General features: G+C 40.1%; 17 protein-coding genes and 1 tRNA gene. 9 read left to right on the forward strand and 9 right to left on the reverse strand.

Annotation, left to right across the window (positions count from 1 at the left end; all coding sequences use genetic code 11):
* Positions 1–83: 83 nt before the first annotated feature.
* On the forward strand, positions 84–689 hold the full coding sequence (locus DXD04_RS04020; protein ID WP_117671101.1) for a DUF4254 domain-containing protein: 606 nt from the start codon (positions 84–86) through the stop codon (positions 687–689).
* Positions 690–707: 18 nt separating this feature from the next.
* Complete coding sequence (locus DXD04_RS04025; protein WP_117671103.1) at positions 708–1,739, forward strand: glycosyltransferase family 9 protein; 1,032 nt, start codon at positions 708–710, stop codon at positions 1,737–1,739.
* A 19-nt stretch (positions 1,740–1,758) separates the two neighbouring features.
* On the opposite strand, the gene DXD04_RS04030 is transcribed toward DXD04_RS04025, so the two are convergent.
* Positions 1,759–3,594 (reverse strand): ABC transporter ATP-binding protein, encoded by a 1,836-nt coding sequence (locus DXD04_RS04030; protein WP_117671148.1) that lies wholly within the window; start codon positions 3,592–3,594, stop codon positions 1,759–1,761.
* 122 nt (positions 3,595–3,716) lie between these two features.
* On the opposite strand from DXD04_RS04030, the gene DXD04_RS04035 reads away from it, so the two are divergent.
* Positions 3,717–4,625 (forward strand): lysophospholipid acyltransferase family protein, encoded by a 909-nt coding sequence (locus DXD04_RS04035; protein WP_117671105.1) that lies wholly within the window; start codon positions 3,717–3,719, stop codon positions 4,623–4,625.
* Between the two features lies 1 nt (position 4,626).
* On the opposite strand, the gene DXD04_RS04040 is transcribed toward DXD04_RS04035, so the two are convergent.
* The 4 genes from DXD04_RS04040 to DXD04_RS04055 are packed head-to-tail and all read right to left on the reverse strand — an operon-like array spanning position 4,627 to position 8,024.
* Complete coding sequence (locus tag DXD04_RS04040) at positions 4,627–5,385, reverse strand: glycosyltransferase family 2 protein (protein WP_117671107.1); 759 nt, start codon at positions 5,383–5,385, stop codon at positions 4,627–4,629.
* The gene (locus DXD04_RS04045; protein WP_117671109.1) at positions 5,382–6,122 is read right to left on the reverse strand and encodes a glycosyltransferase family 32 protein; all 741 of its coding nucleotides are present in this window, start codon (positions 6,120–6,122) and stop codon (positions 5,382–5,384) included. The genes DXD04_RS04040 and DXD04_RS04045 overlap by 4 nt, the downstream gene beginning before the upstream one ends.
* A gap of 4 nt (positions 6,123–6,126) precedes the next feature.
* Positions 6,127–6,882 carry a lipopolysaccharide kinase InaA family protein gene (locus tag DXD04_RS04050; protein WP_117671111.1) on the reverse strand — a complete coding sequence of 252 codons (756 nt, stop codon included), beginning with the start codon at positions 6,880–6,882 and terminating at the stop codon, positions 6,127–6,129.
* Entirely contained in the window at positions 6,879–8,024 is a 1,146-nt protein-coding gene (locus tag DXD04_RS04055; RefSeq protein ID WP_117671113.1) for a glycosyltransferase family 4 protein, read from the reverse strand. Before DXD04_RS04055 ends, DXD04_RS04050 begins: the two co-directional genes overlap by 4 nt.
* 232 nt (positions 8,025–8,256) lie before the next feature.
* On the opposite strand from DXD04_RS04055, the gene glf reads away from it, so the two are divergent.
* Genes glf through DXD04_RS04075 form a run of 4 tightly spaced genes read left to right on the forward strand, consistent with a single transcriptional unit; the run spans position 8,257 to position 12,147 of the window.
* On the forward strand, positions 8,257–9,366 hold the full coding sequence (glf, locus tag DXD04_RS04060; protein ID WP_117671115.1) for a UDP-galactopyranose mutase: 1,110 nt from the start codon (positions 8,257–8,259) through the stop codon (positions 9,364–9,366).
* Positions 9,367–9,370: 4 nt separating this feature from the next.
* Positions 9,371–10,390, forward strand: a complete 1,020-nt coding sequence (locus DXD04_RS04065) for a glycosyltransferase (protein WP_117671117.1) — start codon at positions 9,371–9,373, stop codon at positions 10,388–10,390.
* Between the two features lie 3 nt (positions 10,391–10,393).
* Positions 10,394–11,350: a glycosyltransferase family 8 protein gene (locus tag DXD04_RS04070; protein ID WP_117671119.1), complete on the forward strand. Its 957-nt coding sequence runs from the start codon at positions 10,394–10,396 to the stop codon at positions 11,348–11,350.
* Positions 11,332–12,147 carry a glycosyltransferase family 2 protein gene (locus tag DXD04_RS04075; RefSeq protein ID WP_181977164.1) on the forward strand — a complete coding sequence of 272 codons (816 nt, stop codon included), beginning with the start codon at positions 11,332–11,334 and terminating at the stop codon, positions 12,145–12,147. Before DXD04_RS04070 ends, DXD04_RS04075 begins: the two co-directional genes overlap by 19 nt.
* Here the strand turns inward: DXD04_RS04075 and DXD04_RS04080 are convergent, their stop codons facing one another.
* Together DXD04_RS04080 and DXD04_RS04085 are read right to left on the reverse strand one after the other, a co-directional pair.
* Complete coding sequence (locus DXD04_RS04080) at positions 12,148–13,101, reverse strand: capsular polysaccharide synthesis protein (RefSeq protein ID WP_117671123.1); 954 nt, start codon at positions 13,099–13,101, stop codon at positions 12,148–12,150.
* Positions 13,073–14,461 carry a purple acid phosphatase family protein gene (locus tag DXD04_RS04085; protein ID WP_117671125.1) on the reverse strand — a complete coding sequence of 463 codons (1,389 nt, stop codon included), beginning with the start codon at positions 14,459–14,461 and terminating at the stop codon, positions 13,073–13,075. Before DXD04_RS04085 ends, DXD04_RS04080 begins: the two co-directional genes overlap by 29 nt.
* Before the next feature lie 88 nt (positions 14,462–14,549).
* Between DXD04_RS04085 and DXD04_RS04090 the strand changes: the two genes are divergently transcribed.
* Positions 14,550–16,514, forward strand: a complete 1,965-nt coding sequence (locus DXD04_RS04090) for an LTA synthase family protein (RefSeq protein ID WP_117671150.1) — start codon at positions 14,550–14,552, stop codon at positions 16,512–16,514.
* Between the two features lie 86 nt (positions 16,515–16,600).
* Here the strand turns inward: DXD04_RS04090 and typA are convergent, their stop codons facing one another.
* Complete coding sequence (typA, locus tag DXD04_RS04095) at positions 16,601–18,403, reverse strand: translational GTPase TypA (RefSeq protein WP_007560689.1); 1,803 nt, start codon at positions 18,401–18,403, stop codon at positions 16,601–16,603.
* Between the two features lie 258 nt (positions 18,404–18,661).
* Between typA and rpsO the strand changes: the two genes are divergently transcribed.
* The gene (gene rpsO / locus DXD04_RS04105; RefSeq protein ID WP_007560687.1) at positions 18,662–18,931 is read left to right on the forward strand and encodes a 30S ribosomal protein S15; all 270 of its coding nucleotides are present in this window, start codon (positions 18,662–18,664) and stop codon (positions 18,929–18,931) included.
* Between the two features lie 66 nt (positions 18,932–18,997).
* Here the strand turns inward: rpsO and DXD04_RS04110 are convergent.
* Positions 18,998–19,069 (reverse strand) — tRNA-Arg (locus tag DXD04_RS04110).
* Positions 19,070–19,242: the final 173 nt, after the last annotated feature.

The raw sequence follows: 19,242 nt of genomic DNA on the forward strand, positions 1-19,242 counted from the left end.
AATTTTGAAAGACTATCAGTTGTTTATTTGTGAAACAATCATTATTTTTGTTTTTCATTATTCACTGTTTAAAATTTGTTGTTATGACTTTTACAGAATTATGTCGTCCTATTTTCGAGCAGGCTATCAATGATTATCATAAGACGGATAACGTGGATGCTCCTATTAATAATCCATATCCGTTGAAAAGTATTGAATATTATTTGTATCTGAAAAACTGGATTGACACTGTGCAATGGCATTTTGAGGATATTATTCGTGACCCTCATATCGATCCGGCAGAAGCATTGGTGTTAAAGCGCAGAATTGACAAGTCTAATCAGGATCGTACTGACTTGGTGGAATTGATTGACAGCTACTTCCTGGATAAATATAAAGATATTACTCCTTCTTCTGAAGCCACAATTAATACGGAAAGTCCCGCATGGGCTATTGACCGCTTGTCTATCTTGGCTTTGAAGATTTATCACATGCGTAAGGAAGTGGAACGTACGGATACAGATGAAGCTCATCATAAGCAATGCGAGGCAAAACTTGCGGTGTTGTTGGAGCAACAGAAAGATTTGTCATTGGCTATTGACCAGCTGATTGCAGACATTGAAGCTGGACGTAAGTATATGAAAGTGTACAAACAGATGAAGATGTACAATGATCCGGCATTAAATCCGGTATTATACGGAAAGAAATAATCAGACTCTTTTTTGATTATGGCAAAGATTCTGGTCATTCGTTTTTCGGCACTGGGAGATGTGGCAATGACAGTCCCAGTGCTTTGTTCTTTTGCGAACTCTTTTCCTCAGCATCAGGTTGTGGTGTTAAGTCGCCCTAATATGGCTGCATTGTTTACGCAGGTTCCATCCAATGTCTCGTTTCGGGGTGTGGATGTGAAAAAAGAATATGCCGGAATCAAAGGATTGTTTCGCCTGTTTTCTCTTCTCAAGCATGAACAGTTTGACTTTGTAGCCGATTTGCATGGAGTATTACGTAGTCGTTTTCTCTCTTTCTGCTTTAAACTCAGTGGAGTGAAAGTGGCATGCATAGATAAAGAGAGAGGTAAAAGAAAGAAACTGACGTCTGTTGAAAATAAAGTTTTGACTCCACAAACTACTTCTTTTGAACGCTATGCACTGGTGTTTAAACAATTAGGATTTTCATTTCCTCTTTCTTTTCATTCTATTTTTGGGAATGAAAAGGGAAATATCGAAAATATACGCTCGGTTGTGGGGTATAAGGAAGTACATGATAAATGGATTGGAGTAGCTCCGTTTGCTGCTCATCAGGGAAAGGTGTATCCTATCGAACTTCAAGAGCAGATTGTACGTTCTCTTTCCAGTAGGGAAAATGTAAAGCTGTTTCTTTTTGGCGGAGGCAAGAAAGAAGTGGCACAATTAGAACAATGGCAACAAGCCTATCCACGAGTGGTATCCGTAGCTGGCAAATTAAAGATGGCAGAAGAATTAGCGTTAATGAGTCATCTGGATGTGATGCTTGCAATGGACTCCGGGAATATGCATTTGGCATCGTTAGTAGGGACTCCGGTCGTTTCTGTATGGGGAGCGACACATCCTTATGCAGGATTTATGGGATGGGGACAGAGTGAAAAGAATGCGGTACAGATAAGTTTGCCTTGTCGCCCTTGCTCTATTTTTGGGAACAAACCATGTATACGAGGTGATTATGCTTGCTTAAGGCAGATTACTCCGAATCAGATTATAGAAAAAGTGGAGAGTCTTTTATGACTCTCCACTTTTTTATTGTTTATAGCGACTGCATATCATGGAGCCGTTTGTAGTATCCGTTTTTCTGAATCAGTTCATCGTGTGTGCCTCGTTCTACAATCTCACCTTCATAGAGTACGCATATTTCATCTGCATTTTTAATCGTAGATAACCGGTGGGCAATAGCAATTGTGGTACGGGTTTTCATGAGTCTTTCCAATGCCTCTTGTACCAGACGTTCAGATTCCGTATCAAGGGCAGAAGTCGCTTCGTCCAGAATCAGAATCGGAGGATTCTTCAAGATAGCCCGTGCAATGCTGATACGCTGACGTTGTCCGCCGGAAAGTTTGCTTCCGCGGTCGCCGATATTGGTATTGTATCCCTCCGGTTTTTCCATGATGAAATCGTGCGCATTGGCAATCTTGGCTGCTTCAACGACCTGTTCCATGGTTGCTCCTTCCACTCCAAAAGCGATGTTGTTGAAGAAAGTATCATTAAACAAAATAGCTTCCTGGTTGACATTCCCAATCAAACTGCGCAGGTCGTGAATGGCTACTTCCTTGATATTGGTTCCGTCGATGGTGATTTCTCCCTGCTGTACGTCGTGATAACGTGGAAGCAAATCTACTAACGTGGATTTTCCGGAACCGGACTGGCCTACCAGAGCCACGGTCTTACCTTTTTCTACTGTCAGGTTGATATGTTTCAGAATTTCTTTCTTTTGGTCATAGCTGAATGAAATATCTTTAAATTCAATCTTTTCTTTTACTTCTTTCAAAGGTTGTGGGTGTACAGGGTCCTGAATGGTATTTTCTGCTTTTAGAATCTTGTCAATACGTTCCATAGAGGCTAATCCTCTCGGAATGTTATAGCTTGCCTTGGAAAATTCCTTGAGCGGATTGATAACACTATATAGAATGACCATGTAGAATATAAAGGTAGACGCATTGATGGAGGAGTGGTTCGATAAAATTAGAGAACCTCCGAACCAAAGCACAGCCACAATAAGCAATGTACCTAAAAACTCACTCATAGGGTGTGCAGATGACTGGCGGATAGCAACCTTATTTACCGCATCACGATAGTCATTGCAACATTTCTCAAACCGTGCCGTCATTTTCTTTTCTGCAATGAATGCCTTGATGATGCGTAATCCTCCCAAGGTTTCTTCCAGCTGTGACATGGTGTCGCTCCAGCGGTTTTGTGCATCTAAAGACTGGCGTTTTAGGGCGCGTCCCACTTTTCCCATGACCCATCCCATGGTAGGCAATACAAGGATGGTAAATAAGGTCAATTGCCAGCTGGTGACAATGAGAGTTGCAAAATAAGAAATGATTAAAATCGGATTCTTCAACAGCATGTCCAGTGAACTGGTGATAGAGGTTTCTACTTCGTTCACATCTCCACTCATACGGGCAATGATGTCACCTTTCCGTTCTTCTGAAAAGAAGCCCAAAGGAAGCGACACTACTTTTTTGTAGACTAAAATACGAATGTCCCTTACTACTCCAGTTCGTAGAGGAATCATAATGGCCGATGAACCAAAATAGCAGGCTGTTTTGAGCAAAGTCATTCCTGCGAGGAACAATCCGAGAAAAAGTAAGGTAGTAGCAGGGCCAAAACTATCAATCAGTTGTGTGGTATAATAGTAGAAATTGTTAGTAGCCACATCCTTGAAATCAGCGCTTCCCCATTCCATCAGCTGATATACACTTCTGTTCTCTCCGGTCTTGAATAAGATATTTAATATCGGAATCAATAGTGAGAAAGAAAAAATATTGAAAACAGCGGACAATACGTTTAGAAGTATTGACCATCCCAAGAACTTTTTGTACGGTGCTACAAAGCGCCGCATCAGTTGAAAGAATTCTTTCATCATGGTAGTTGAGTGTTTGAAATAATAGGCAAAGATAATGTAAATCTGCAAGTTTAACTTGATAAACCTTCTGAAAAAGCAGGAATTTTGTAGTTTTGCAGTGTTTTATAAAAAGAGATTCCATGAAATTTGCATATTATCTGGTTTTTGCGTTGTGGTATTTATTGTCACTGTTGCCATTGCGAGTACTTTATTTTTTTTCTGATCTTCTGTATATCCCTTTATATTATGGAGTTCGTTATCGGCGAAACATTGTCCGTAAGAATTTAGTGGGTTCATTTCCGGAGAAAAGTCAGGAAGAAATAATACGCATTGAAAAGAAATTCTATCATTTCTTTTGTGATTATATGGTGGAAACCATTAAGCTGTTTTCCATGTCGAAGAAACAGATTATGCGTCGGATGACATTCAGTGGGGTAGAAGATATGAAAGCCGATTTGGAGAAAAACAATGTCAATTTTGGCTTTATGTATTTAGGACATTACTGTAACTGGGAGTGGATAGCCTCAATGGCTTACTGGACAGGTAATGATATATTGTGCACTCAAATCTATCATCCTCTTTATAATAAAAATTTTGATAAACTATTTTTACGCTTGCGTAACCAGTTTGGTGGGGAGTGTATTCCCATGCGAGAAACCTTGCGGCGTATCATTACATTAAAACGGGAGCACCAAAAAACATTTGTAGGCTTTATTGCCGATCAGTCGCCAAAGTGGAACAGCATTCATCATTGGGTGCCTTTCCTGCATCGTGAGACTCCTATCTTCATCGGCACGGAACAAATAGCCAAGCAGGTAGGAGCTGTGGTATATTTTACAGATGTAAAACGGATAAAAAGAGGGTACTATCATTGTGAACTGAAACGAATGACAGTACATCCTCAAGAGCTACCCGATTACCAGCTTACAGATATGTATGCCCGTATGCTGGAAGAAATGATTCAGCGGGAGCCTGCTTATTGGCTTTGGAGTCATAACCGCTGGAAACGGACTAAAGAAGAGTGGGAACGCAGACAATCACAAGTATAATTTATATTCTATTCTTTTTTATCCATGTTCTGATGCTGTTCCAATAGATGACAAAATGTAGCTTGATAAGAAATTTAATCTTATCCCAGCCTTTGTCCAATTCCCGAATCACTTGGATGTTTTCTTTTAGTCCGGCTATTCGGTGCGTATTGGAAATGCCGGTACGGTCGTATACAGAAATTACAATGGGAATATGTTGGAATTTTTTCTTTGTCAGATAGCAAAATTTAAAGAAATAGAAATCGGCCGACATTTTGAAACGTGTGTCATAAGGATACTGTTTCATCAGTTCTGTACGAACGAAAACTGCTTGATGGCAAAAGAACATCCGTTGTTTGTTACATGGCTCTAGTGCTTTTTTGATAACTCTTTCATTACCTCTGAGTGTAAAGATATCTCCGTAAAGAATATCTTGTTCTTTATTCTTTGTAAAAGGAAGAACCTTTGTCAGGACATTTGTTTCTGCGAAAACATCCCCTGCGTTTAAAAAAAGAATCCATTCTCCTTTTGCATGTGAGATACCTTTATTCATACCCTGATAGATGCCTCCATCAGGTTCTGAGCACCAGAATGCAAGATGTTGTGCATATTTTTTGATGATTTCTACTGTTCCGTCAGTAGATTCTCCATCGATGATGATATATTCTGTATCATGGTAGTCTTGCTGTAATACACTTTTAATTGTTTTTTCAATAAGTGAACAGCAATTATATGATACAGTAACAATTGTAAATAGGGCTCTTTGAGGATTACTGTTCATGCCTTTTTTAATTTCTTGATGAATAGAAGAAGTTTGTCCAAAAGAGAATTCTTCCAGCTATGAGCACAGAGGTGAATAGCGTATGACGCTGGTGTCACTTCGTGTTTGTTCCCAGCAAAAATTTCGGAGCGGAAGATATGCATATTATCTTTCAGATCTTGGTCTTTGTCTAAATATAAGAATCCATATTTTTCTGCCAGTTGTGCATAAATCAAAGGGGCGAACATGTCGGCCGATAAGTCCTTGGAGAATTGTTTATGAACATACCAGTCTAACACATCTTTTACAAACGGACACTGAGGTTCTGCTCCCATGACTGCTGCTTGAATCTGCATACCGGAAATATAGTCATCACCAATTCGTTTCCCTTCAGGACTTATTCTATGGATAGATCCGGTTTGCTCCAGTTGGCTGGGATGATATTCCAAGCTGGAAAAGAATGAATAATGTAGAAAGTCATCGAATCTTTTTAGAATTTTTACATCTGAATCCAGATAGATACCTCCTTCAGTGTAAAGGGCATACATACGGATATAATCTGCAGCGAAGGCCCATTTACGGGCTTTTACTGCTTCTTGTACATATACTGGTGCAGAAGAAACATCGAATGTTTCCATGCTCCAAAGTTTTATTTCGTAGTCCGGCATGACTTTTTTCCAGGTTTTCATGCACTTTCGAATTTTTTCAGGATATGGGTCGCCACTTAGCCAGCAAAAATGTATGATTTTAGGTATCATAGTTTTATCTTTTAAATAATCGTTTTATCTTTTCTTTTCTTGCATGTTTTTGTTCCAGTTTTTGTAGGTAACCAGTGGTGTGTGCAAGTGTTTCTTCTTCATCCCATTCTCTTTGCCGTGCATATTCTCTAACCATAAACTCAAATAAATCTCTTCGGTGCGTAATAGTACTTAGATTTTTGAGACATACTTCTTTGGGAGGGCATGTATCAAAAAAGAGAGAACGGTTAATATCGATTACCTGAAACTGATAATGCGCTTCTTTTTCCGATTTTCGAAACAGGAAGTTACCGAAATTCAAATCTCCATGTACAATACCTTTCTGGTGCATGGAGACGATTAGTGACACTAAGTCTGTAGCAAGTGTTTTGTCGTAATCTTCTTTAGGTACCAGAAAAGGGAAGGCCGGAGGGTCTGGGCATGCTGTACAAATGAAATATCCGGTAGTGAACAGTCCGTGTTCATATGTTTCAAGAAAAGCAATCTCATGAGGAGTTTCTATCCCGCGTTTTCTGAAGATTCCGGCATAGCGAAAGGCTCTTTCTGCTTTGGTACTGCGAAAGAATGTATATGCAATCTGTTGAAAGAAATTAACTCGTTTGAATCGTTTGGCAACGACTGGTGTGCCTAGAATAATGAAACGGCGTACAAAGTTTCTGCCTGAATAGACGATCTCTCCTTGTTCCTCGTCGAACATACGTGGAATATCAAAGAGTTCTTTTGCCATATATTGATAATCTGGAGAAATTTCTATTTTCATATTGTTTTTTCTTCTGTAAGTGAGCGATACAAGTTCATCAATTCTTCGGCTTGTCTTTGTTCTGAAAAACGGGTAACGTATTTCAGGCCTTGTTCTATCATGTGCTGTCTCTTCTCCGGGTGATTCAGTAAACTGCAGATTGCTTTTGTCATGCCTTCTTTATCGTCTGGATGTACGTAGAGAGAATCTGGCCCGCCTGCTTCTTCCAGGCAAGAGCCGGTGGCAGCAATGACGGGTATACCAGAATGAAGAGCTTCAATAATGGGAATTCCAAAGCCCTCAAATCGGGAAGGGTAGACAAAAATTTCTGCCTGTTGGTAAATAGCTGGTAGATACTGGAAGGTTACATCATGAAGAAGATGCACACGTTTTTCCAGTCGATGGCTTTTGATAAACGCATCAATCTGGTTGGTATAGTAAGTACGTTTTCCCACTAAAACCAGGTGTATATCTTCTGGTATTCCAGGCAGGGCCTTTACAGCTAATAATGCGTTTTTTCTTTCTTCTATACTCCCGACACAGAGAATGTATTTTGCAGGAAGATGATATTTTTCTCTGGCTTCTTGCTTAAGCTGCTCTGGTGCGGGATGGGTAAATACTTCATCACATCCTTGATAAATAACATGAATTTTATCTGCATCAATATCGAAATAGTGTATAATATCCCGTTTGGTACATTGACTGATGGCAACTATGGCATTTGCATCTTGACATGCCTTCCTGAATTTATACGTATAAATGAAACGGTCAATGGGTGGATAACATTGTGGATAGCGCAGAAAAATTAAATCATGGATGGTTACTACGCTTCGGGTGTGAGTTGCTTTCCGGATATTGAGTGGAAGCTCATTGCTAAGACCGTGATAAATAGTGATGTGATCTTTCTCCAGGCTACGGGTGATGCCGATGGAGCGCCAGGCAGAGCGGCACTTTTTCCATAATCCTTTGGGAGAGATGCAGGAAAGCGAAGGACATGCGGTAAGCAAGTGATTGAATCGAGGATTGGAACGGATATGCGGAGCGTAAAGGAAATATTCGTTTTCTGGATAGAAACGATAAAGAATCTCAATCAGGTAACGGCTGTAGTTCCCTAATCCGGTAAAATTTTGTACGGCTCGCTTGGCATCAAATCCTATCCTCATATTAAATATATAATGGTTACGAATTTTACAAAGGTAGGTTTTCTTCTCTATTTTACCAATTGAATGTGAAAATCATTTGTTTTTGCAGGTAAAAAAGATAAAGACTACGTTCCTTTTAGTGCTTTTCAAAGGCTTTTGGTATACTAAATTCTCAAAAGACTATGTAATTCATTCTTTTTGTGTAGCTTTGCGAAAAGCATAAGTATAAATTAAAATAATTGTTTGGGCTGTAATGAAAAAATATGATTATTTGATTGTAGGTGCCGGACTGTTTGGAGCAGTTTTTGCTCGTGAAGCTACCCGGGCAGGGAAAAACTGCCTGGTAATAGATAGACGTTCCCATAAAGGAGGGAATGTATATTGCGAGGATGTAGATGGAATTCACGTGCATAAGTATGGTGCTCATATTTTTCATACAGACAATAAATATGTTTGGGACTATGTAAATTCATTGGTTCCATTTAATCATTTTATTAATTCACCGTTAGCACGTTTCCGTGATCGATTGTTTAATTTGCCGTTTAACATGAATACCTTTTATCAACTGTGGGGAGTAGTGACTCCTGCGGAAGCTAAAGAAAAGATAAAAGAACAATGTGCGGCATACAGTCATATCGTGACTCCGGCTAATTTGGAAGAGCAGGCTTTGAAATTGTGTGGAAAAGATGTATACGAATGCCTGATAAAAGGATATACTGAGAAGCAATGGGGACGTTCTGCCAAAGAGTTGCCAGCGTTTATAATTCGCCGGGTTCCTTTCCGCTTTGTATATGATAATAATTACTTTAATGACCGTTATCAGGGAATTCCTGAAGGTGGATATAATAAATTAATCGATGCTTTGCTTGAAGGCATTGAGGTTCGATTAAATACTGATTTCTTTACTGAACGTACTCGCTGGGAAGACGTGGCAGACTGTATTTTGTTTACTGGGTGTATTGATGAATATTTTGATTATCAATGCGGACATCTGGAATATCGTAGTCTGCGATTTGAAGAAAAAATACTGGAAATAGATGATTTCCAGGGAAATGCGGTAGTGAATTATACAGCTCGGGAGATTCCTTATACCCGTGTTATTGAGCATAAACATTTTGAATACGGAAAGCAACCGCATACGGTCATTACCTATGAGTATCCGGATACGTATGAACCAGGTAAAGAACCTTATTATCCGGTCAATGACGAGAAGAATGGAGCTATGTATCGCAGGTATCAGGAACTGGCCTTACAGTGTAAGAATGTGATATTTGGCGGCCGATTAGGGCAATATACTTATGCAGATATGGATGATACGGTAGCTTCGGCATTGGAATTATGGGAAAAAGAATGTAATCGATAAATGTATGAGAAATTGTTATTTGTCACGCAATTATAAAGGAGTAGACGGAGCCGGGAATAAGGCAAAAACCGATATAGAGCAGATTATGGAGTCAAATGGTTTTGTAAACGTCGGTTTACGTCAGACGCGTTACACAAACTCCATACTCGCTTTTCTGGCCACATTAGCAGGTGTGTTGAAACTTCCTTTTTCTTTGAGAAAAGGTGATAGGCTCGTAGTGCAATATCCACTTAAAAAGTATTTCACACTGGTGTGCCAGATAGCTCATTGTAAAGGTGCTAAGGTAGTTGTTGTCATTCATGATTTGGGTAGCTTTCGTCGTAAAAAGCTGACGGTAGCTCAGGAAATTCATCGATTAGGGCATGCTGATTATATAATAGCTCATAATTCTCGGATGAAACAATGGCTGTTGGATAACGGATGCAAGGTTCCTTTAGGGGTACTTGAGATTTTTGATTATCTTTCAGAAACTACAGCCTCCTCTCATTTGGTTCCCTCACAACCTTACGGAGTAGTATATGCAGGATCATTGAATCCTCGGAAAAATACTTTTTTGTATGAAGTGGGTAATTATGTTCATTCTTATAAATTTAATTTATATGGTAATGGATTTGATTTGGAAAAGGCACAGGGAAAAGAGCATTTTAATTGTAAGGGGTTTGTTCGCTCTGATGAGTTGATTGCTACGGCGGAAGGAGATTTTGGCCTGGTTTGGGATGGCTTTTCTGTAGATGCCTGTACCGGTAATTTTGGAGAATATTTGAAATACAATAATCCACATAAGACCTCTTTATATATTCGCTGTGAATTACCTGTGATTATTTGGGATCAGGCCGCCCTTTCTGATTTTGTTCGCTCTAACGGTATCGGGATTTGTATATCCTCGTTGGCCGAATTGGATACAATATTATCTTCATTAACTCCTGCGCAATATGCTAAGATGAAGCAGAATACTGTGGAAATAAGTAAAAGATTAAGTCAGGGGTATTATATAACAAAGGCATTGTCGGAAGTAGCATTTTAAAGAATGGTAAAAGAAACAATACACATAGCTTGCAATATAGATACTTCTTATGTGAAGTATTGTATAGTCATGCTGACATCTTTATTTGAAAATAATCAGAATGTTAGTTTTCATATACATGTGATTACCGAAGATTTATCAAATGAATGTAGAAGTCAGATGGTGGAGTTTGTTGAAAATAAATATCACCAAAGAGTGGAATTTTATTATGTAGATATGGATTTGGTAAAGGATTGTCCTCGATATGCGGAAGGTTCTCATATCTCTTTGGCTGCTTATTATCGTATATTTCTAGGTAACTTATTGCCATTGAAAATACATAAAGTCTTGTATCTGGATTGTGACTTGGTTGTTGTGGGCTCAATAGAAAAACTTTGGAATACAGATTTGAAGACTTTTGCAGTAGCTTGTGTAGAGGATATGTGGAGTGGTAGGGAAGAAATTTATACACGTTTGCACTATCCTTCATCAGATTCGTATTTTAATTCTGGGGTATTATTGGTTAATTTAGACTATTGGAGAGAAGAGGGATTGATGTCTAAAGCGCTTGATTATATCTCCAAAAACGGAAGTAAGTTGGTCTTTTATGATCAGGATGTTTTAAACGCTTTACTTCATGATTGTAAGTTGTTTTTACCGTTCCGTTATAATGTACAAGATGGCTTCTTGCGTCGCAAACGTCGCATTCGTCCGGAGTCAATTGCAGCGTTGGACCAAGAATTGCTCCACCCTGTTATTATACATTATACGGGAGGGAAGAAACCCTGGCAATATAAATCTCAGCATCCTTATAAAGGCCTTTATTTCCACTATCTGGATTTAACTCCGTGGAAAGGCGAGCGTCCCGTAGTGCCTTTTTCATATAAGTTGAAAAGAGTATTTGATCAATTATTGTATTTTATGAGGTTAGCAAGACCTAAATATAGAAAATGTATAGAATTATGTCCAAAGAACTCATAACAGTAGTGACAGTTTGTTTTAATGCAGGACAAACTATTGCTAAAACTATGCAAAGTGTGTTGAACCAGACTTATCGCCCGTTGGAGTATATATTGGTAGATGGAAAATCAACGGATAACACATTAAATATTATTTATGAATTGGAACCTTTGTTTCATGAAAAAGGGATTGCTGTGCGAATTGTATCCGAAAAAGATAAAGGTATTTTTGATGCAATGAACAAAGGTGTTAAATTAGCCAATGGGCGTTGGGTGAATTTTATGAATGCTGGTGACGTTTTTTATAATGATAAAACAATTGATTTTGTATTTTCCCATGAAATACCAATGGAAGTAAAACTTGTATACGGAGATACTTTGAGGCAGAAATCATATGCTGTAGTTGCCGCAAAAGGGAATATACCAGAAGTGACTCCAAAACTCATGCCTGCTTGCCATCAGTCAATGTTTACGGATGTAGATGAATTGAAGTCTCATCCCTTTGATTTATCTTATCGCTTATCTGCTGACTATAATTTCGTATATAATCTGTACAAACGAGGTGAAAAGATGCTATATATTCCTGTTAATATATCTTTTTGTGAGGCTGTGTATGGGGTTTCATCTGTAAATAAGATTGCTGTTAAGAAGGAGTGTGCACGGATTCGTGGGGTCGATCATACTTTAACTTGGAAAATAAAGATTCTTGGAAAGCAGGTTGAGTATGGAATTAAACAAATAATAGAATACCTTATACCGGCTTCTTTCCTGAAGGAGATGAAAATACGTAATCGAAAACGTTTAGAGCATAGAAAATAATTATTTTGAAATTAACATATGATATAGTGTACGGACACCTTTATTTGTGTATTGTGCGTGTTTATTCTTATAGCTGAGTTTATGAAAGATTTGTTGCTCACATAATGTCTTGAAAGAGTTTGCGTTGTATGCTTTGTTCATCATATTTTCAAGGTCAAAAATTTGAGAATGGTCTGTAGGGATGGAGTTCAGACTTCTTCTGACAGAAGCCAGATTTGTTTTAGCGATTGAGATGACATAATCAATTAAAAAGTAATCTAAAAGCTTGTTCTCTTTTTCCCAATATTGGAAGAATAATTCGCGTGCAAAACTGCATAGTACTCCTTGAGGAGAACTTCCTAAAATAAATCCCATCCATTTTGCTTGAGAAATGTTATCTGTATCAATATTGGCTGCCACTGTAAATAACGGTTCTTGAAAAACTTTTTCAGGGATGGGCTGGCTAACATATACAGTCGCATCTATCCATAAGCCTCCATGCTCATAGAGCAGACACATACGGAGAATATCTGAAAAATGAGTAAATGAGATTTTTCCTTCCTGAACCTTTCGTAGGATGTAATCCGGGATAGTAACATATTTTGATATGTTTTCTTGTGTAATAAGGTGAACCAGATGATTGCCAGCATGTGAGCATAAAGATTGAAAGCAACTTTGTACTATAGGTGGCATCGCATTTTCTCCTTGCCACCAGCAAACCCATATAGGTGCTTGATTGGAGGCTGGGGGTATTTCTTCTTTTTGTGTGTATTTTAGAATGAGATTTTGATAATTTGTTTGAAGATAATGCAAGATTGCCTGTTGTTTCCGTTCTCGACGTATATCACGGGTACTTTTACTGCCAAAGTGTGGAAGTATAGCCATGACGTATACATTGCGGATACCTGCTACACTCCATACATTTGAGATGTCGCGTATCCTTTGTTTAATCTTTCGTATTAACTTTATCTTCATGAGATTTTTCTTTATTGTGTTTATACTCCTCAATCCGTTTCATATACTCCTGGCCTTTTTTGCTGTTTCCCGGCTGGAAGTTCAAGTGCTCAGGAATATTTTTCCCATGATCAATAATCATTGGCTTGACTCCGGATTTTACAATATCTAACGAGTCGTATAAATTACCGGCAGGTACCTCGTAGGTGCTCATGCTGAGGGTATCTCCGTGAATACGGATGTATTGGTAATACCGGCTTTCAATACCATATTTATCGAAACGCTGGTTGAATGTAATTCTATAGCTTTTGGGAGAGCAGTGACTGACAGTGTAAACTGGAGGTGTTGCACTTCCCTGTTCATCGTGAAGCGTCATTCGGGCATAAGCGTGTTCATGGCCTTGCAGGACGAGGTCCACATTGTATTTTTGGATAAGTGAGTTGAAAATCGTTTTTTGTGCCAGATTGTTGTATTTGCCTTTGACGGAATATAATGGATGATGCAAGACTACAATTTTCCATCGTGCATCACTTGTCTGAAGTTCTTTTTCCAGCCATTCCTTTTGTGACCACAGGTAAAAGAACTCCCGGTTACTGTCGAGCAAAAAGAGTTGCAGGTCATTATACCTAAGTGTATACACTTGATTGTCGCCTACCATGGAGTCTTGAAAGTAGGAGAATACCAATGGGAAACGACGTTCCAGTTTGCGGATGGCATATTTCAGGTATTCATGATTACCGGTTACATTTAAAACAGGATAGTACTGCCCGATGGAATCAAGACCAGAGAATGTTTCTGCCCAGTATGAATCCATAGGACGTTCAGTCAGGTCACCTCCAAAGACAAAGAATTCTGTTTTAGGATGTGCCTGTAATGCTTCTTTCAGGTACTGATTGGCTTTTCCGTTTATAGTATCTTGCACGTCGCCTACATAGATGAAGGAGTAATCGTTACGGGTGGTCTGGTTATAGGTATGGAAATTGTACCATGGAGAATATTTTCCGTTGTTACTTACCCGGTAGCTGTAAAAGGTAGCTGGTTTAAGTGAGCGTAAGCGGGCTGTGTAATAGGCAGCTTTGCCGCTACGTGACTGGAACACTTCTCCCTTTGCTTCTATCCGTAAAGTATCTTTAGCCAGAGTGTCGATTAACTCTACAAAAGATGAAGAGGCAACTACAGAATCGTATTGCCAGCTGATGTTACGTGAAAGTTCTTCTTTGTCTCCAAATGTCAACAGTACTCTTCCGGGAGCGTTGAGTGGTAGATAAGCCGGTTCTTCCGGATTACCAAACCATACATGCCAGCGGGAATGAACCCAAAAACCTAATACAAGTAAAATGAGGACGGAGACTCCAAGGGTGATACGTTGTTTTTTCTTCATCTTTGTTTGGTTTAGAAGGCAAAGATACGAAGTTCTCCAAATTTATCGTTATTTTTGCCGTTCAGTATTTATAAAAAGGTGAGAAATGATGAAGAAAGAATTGTTTTCCAATGTATTGTCACTGGTTTGGAATTTATTGCTTGTTTATGTATGTTATACATTAAGCCGGCTGGTGTTTCTATGTGTAAATTGGGATACATTTAGCGAGCACTTGACTTTTGGATATGCCATGAGCCTTTTCGGGGCAGGTATTATTTTTGATACTACTGCCATCCTTTATAGTAATGCTTTATTTATTTTGTTGTTCTTGTTTCCTTTACATTGGAAAGAGACTCCTGTATTTTATAAGATTGTACGCTGGGTATTTACCAGTGTAAATACCTTTTTCCTGATAACCAATCTAATAGACTGTGTGTATTTTCGTTTTACCGGAAGACGTACTACGATGACGGTTTTGCAGGAATTTCGGAATGAGGGAGACGGGAAACTAACTTCTATTTTTTTAGATGAGTTTGCTACCTATTGGTATCTGGTATTGTTGGCTGCTGTGCTGTTTTATGTAATATATAAGCTGTATCGCTCGCCTAAGGTTCCTGTGAAACAGAAAATGCCTTATTATGTGGTACAACTGGTAACTCTGTTGATTGCTATTCCTTTTACAGTGTTTGGTATGCGTGGAGGTATGACTACCGCTACTCGTCCTATTACCTTGAGTAATGCCAATCAATACGTAGAGCGTCCTTTGGATGCGGGTCTGGTGTTAAATACACCATTCTCTTTGTTCCGCACGTTGGGGAAAGCGACGTTTGTCATTCCTGATTATTTTCCTGAGGCAGAAGCTGTTGCAGCTTATTCTCCAGTGCATTTCCCTGCCGATTCAACTGCTTTCCGCCCGATGAATGTAGTGGTAATTATCTGGGAGGGATTCAGTAAACAGCATGTAGGCTCATTGAATCCTCAGCTGGAAAACGGGGCTTACAAGGGTTATACTCCTTTTATTGATTCATTGCTGGCAAAGAGTCTGACTTTTCAGTATTCATATAGCAATGGCCGCAAGAGTATTGATGGGATGCCGTCGGTATTGTCGTCTATACCAAGCTTTGTAGAACCTTTCTTTTTGACTCCTTCGGCTTTGAATGATGTATCCAGCATTGCTGGTGAGTTGACCAAAAACAAGGGATATTCATCTGCTTTTTTCCATGGCGCGATGAACGGTTCAATGGGTTTCCAGGCTTTTGCCCGTTCCGTGGGTTTCCAGAAATATTTTGGTCGTACCGAATATAATGAGGACCCGAATTACAATGGCGATGCGGATTTTGACGGGACTTGGGCTATTTGGGATGAAGAATTCTTGCAGTTCTATTGTGACCGGATGTCGGAAATGAAAGAGCCTTTTGTCACATCTGTGTTTACGGCCACCTCTCATGGTCCTTTTGATTTGCCTGAACGTTATAAAGGCAAATTTCCTACGGGAGATGATCCTTTATTTGAAACGGTGGCTTATTCTGATTATGCCATTCAGCGATTTTTTGAAAAGGCCGAAAAGCAGCCTTGGTTTGAAAATACGTTGTTTGTAATTACGGCAGACCATACCAGTGGAAACTGCTATCCGGAGTATGTGACAGATTTAGGTTATTATAATGTGCCTGTCATTTTTTATGCCCCTGGGCTTCCAGAGTTGAAGGGCTTGGATAAAGAGAAGATAGTAGACCAGATTGATATTATGCCTACAGTGTTGGGCATACTTGGCTATGATCGCCCTTATGTGGGCTTTGGGCAGGATGCATTTCATACACCTGCTTCAGAGAAGTTTGCTGTAAATTATTTGCCTTCAAGTGGCATCTACCAGTTCCTGAAAGGTGATTATCTGATTCAGTTCGACGGAGAAAAAGTGATTCATGCCTATCGTTTCCGTACAGACGTGCTGATGAAGGACGATGTGAAAGACAGCATGCCGCAGGAAGTGCGGAAAGAAATGGAAACCCAGTTGAAGTCAATTATCCAGCAGTATATGCAGCGGATGAACAACAATGAGCTGGTTTATAGAGAATAACTCAAAACAGCATATAAAAAGTAAACCGGACTTTCACGAGGCGAGAACCTCTGAAAGTCCGGTTTACTTTTTATATAAAGAATGAATTAGTTCTTGTTGGCACGTTTACGTTCCGTTTCGTCCAGAATGACTTTACGCATACGCATGCTCTTCGGAGTTACTTCCACGTATTCATCTTCCTTGATGTATTCCAGTGCTTCTTCCAGTGAGAAGATAACCGGCGGAATGATACGGGCCTTGTCGTCAGAACCAGAAGCACGCATGTTGGTCAGCTTCTTTGATTTGGTTACGTTAATCACCAGGTCGTTTTCATGAACGTGTTCACCTACCACCTGTCCGGCATATACTTCGTCTTGCGGATAGATAAAGAACTTACCGCGATCCTGCAGCTTGTCGATGGCGTAAGCAAAGGCAGTTCCTGATTCCATGGCAATCATTGAACCGTTGGTACGGCGAGGAATGTCGCCCTTGAACGGCTGGTATTCCTTGAAACGGTGAGCCATGATGGCTTCTCCCTGAGAAGCAGTCAGCACGTTGGTACGCAGACCGATGATACCGCGTGACGGCATGTCGAATTCAATGTTTACACGGTCGCCCTGAGTTTCCATGGATACCATTTCACCTTTACGGCGGGTTACCATATCAATCATCTTGCTGGCAAATTCTTCGGGCACGCTGATGGTCAGTTCTTCAATCGGTTCGCACTTCACACCGTCGATTTCCTTGAAGATAACCTGCGGCTGTCCTACCTGAAGTTCGTAGCCTTCACGACGCATGGTTTCAATCAATACAGACAAGTGGAGTACACCACGTCCGGAAACAATCCATTTTCCGTCTTCGTTTTCCGTCTTGCGTACGCGCAGCGCCAGGTTCTTGTCCAACTCTTTCATCAGACGGTCGTGGATGTGGCGTGAAGTCACGTATTTTCCTTCCTTACCGAAGAACGGAGAGTCGTTGATGGTGAACAGCATGCTCATGGTCGGTTCGTCGATGGCGATAGGTGGCAGCGGTTCCGGATTTTCGAAGTCGCAGATGGTATCACCGATTTCGAAGCCTTCCACACCGATGATGGCACAAATGTCGCCAGAAGATACAGATTCTACTTTCTTGCGGCCCAGACCCTCGAAGGTATGTACTTCCTTGATTTTTGATTTCACTAATGTACCGTCGCGTTTAGCCAGGGTGATGTTCATGCCTTCTTTTAGTGTACCTCTGTGCACGCGGCCTACGGCGATACGTCCGGTATAAGAAGAATAGTCAAGTGAAGTAATCAGCATCTGCGGAGTTCCTTCCAGCTGTTTCGGAGCCGGAATGTATTTCACGATGGCATCCAGCAGCGGAGTGATGGTGCCGGTCGGAGTTTTCCAGTCTTCACCCATCCAGTTGTTCTTGGCAGAACCGTAGATCACCGGGAAGTCCAGCTGGTCTTCTGTGGCGTTGAGGCTGAACATCAGGTCGAACACCATTTCATATACTTCTTCCGGACGGCAGTTCGGTTTGTCTACCTTGTTTACCACTACGATAGGTTTCAATCCAATCTGCAGGGCTTTCTGAAGCACGAAGCGGGTCTGCGGCATCGGACCTTCAAAAGCGTCCACCAGCAGAATACATCCGTCGGCCATGTTCAAGACACGTTCCACTTCTCCACCGAAGTCGGCGTGTCCCGGAGTATCGATAATGTTGATTTTTGTACCGTTGTAATTGATGGATACGTTTTTAGAAAGAATGGTTATACCTCTTTCACGCTCCAGGTCGTTGTTATCCAAAACCAGTTCACCGTTGGTCTGGTCGTTGCGGAACAGGTGTCCCGCCAGCATCATCTTGTCCACCAGAGTTGTTTTTCCGTGGTCAACGTGAGCAATAATGGCAATGTTTCTAATGTCTTGCATACTATACCTATATATAATTGTGTGCAAAATTACTGTTTTTCAGCGAAAGGCGGGTATTTTATGCAGGGTTTTTATATTTTTTGGCGGAAACTGGACTGCAGATGCCGGTCTTCATGGGGAAGAAACTTCCGTCAGGGCTTTCAAAGGAATTCTTCTTCCGGGTATGAAAAAAAGATGTAAAACGCTTGTAGTCTGAAAGATTATGCTTACCTTTGCATCCGCAAATCAAATTTATACATTTTAATAAATAGTCAAATTATGTATTTAGACGCAGCTAAAAAACAAGAAATCTTTGGAAAGTACGGAAAGTCTAACACTGATACTGGCTCACCTGAAGCGCAGATAGCATTGTTTTCATACCGTATTTCTCACCTGACTGAGCACATGAAGCTCAACAGAAAAGATTATAGCACTGAAAGAGCTTTGACAACTTTGGTAGGTAAGCGTCGTTCTTTGCTGAACTACCTGAAGAGCCGTGATATCGAAAGATACCGTGCTATTGTTAAAGAACTTGGTCTTCGTAAGTAATCCGTTACTTGCTGCAGGCAAAAAAATAAGCCGCTTTTCCTTCAAGGGAGAGCGGCTTATTTTTTGTACCCTCGTCGGGAATCGAACCCGAATCTAAAGTTTAGGAAACTTCTATTCTATCCGTTGAACTACAAGGGCAATCTTCCGCAAAAGTAAGTCTTTTTATTGAATATCCATGATTTTGGTATGAAAAAAGCGGTTTCCTGTTGATTTTTACGCCTTTTTTAGCTGCCATGGAAAACCTCGAAGCGTTTGGAAGAAAACTGTAGTGTACTAAATAAGTTGACACAATTTATTTAGTAACATGCGTA

The sequence above is a fragment of the Phocaeicola plebeius genome, assembly GCF_003437535.1.
Classification (GTDB): domain Bacteria; phylum Bacteroidota; class Bacteroidia; order Bacteroidales; family Bacteroidaceae; genus Phocaeicola; species Phocaeicola plebeius_A.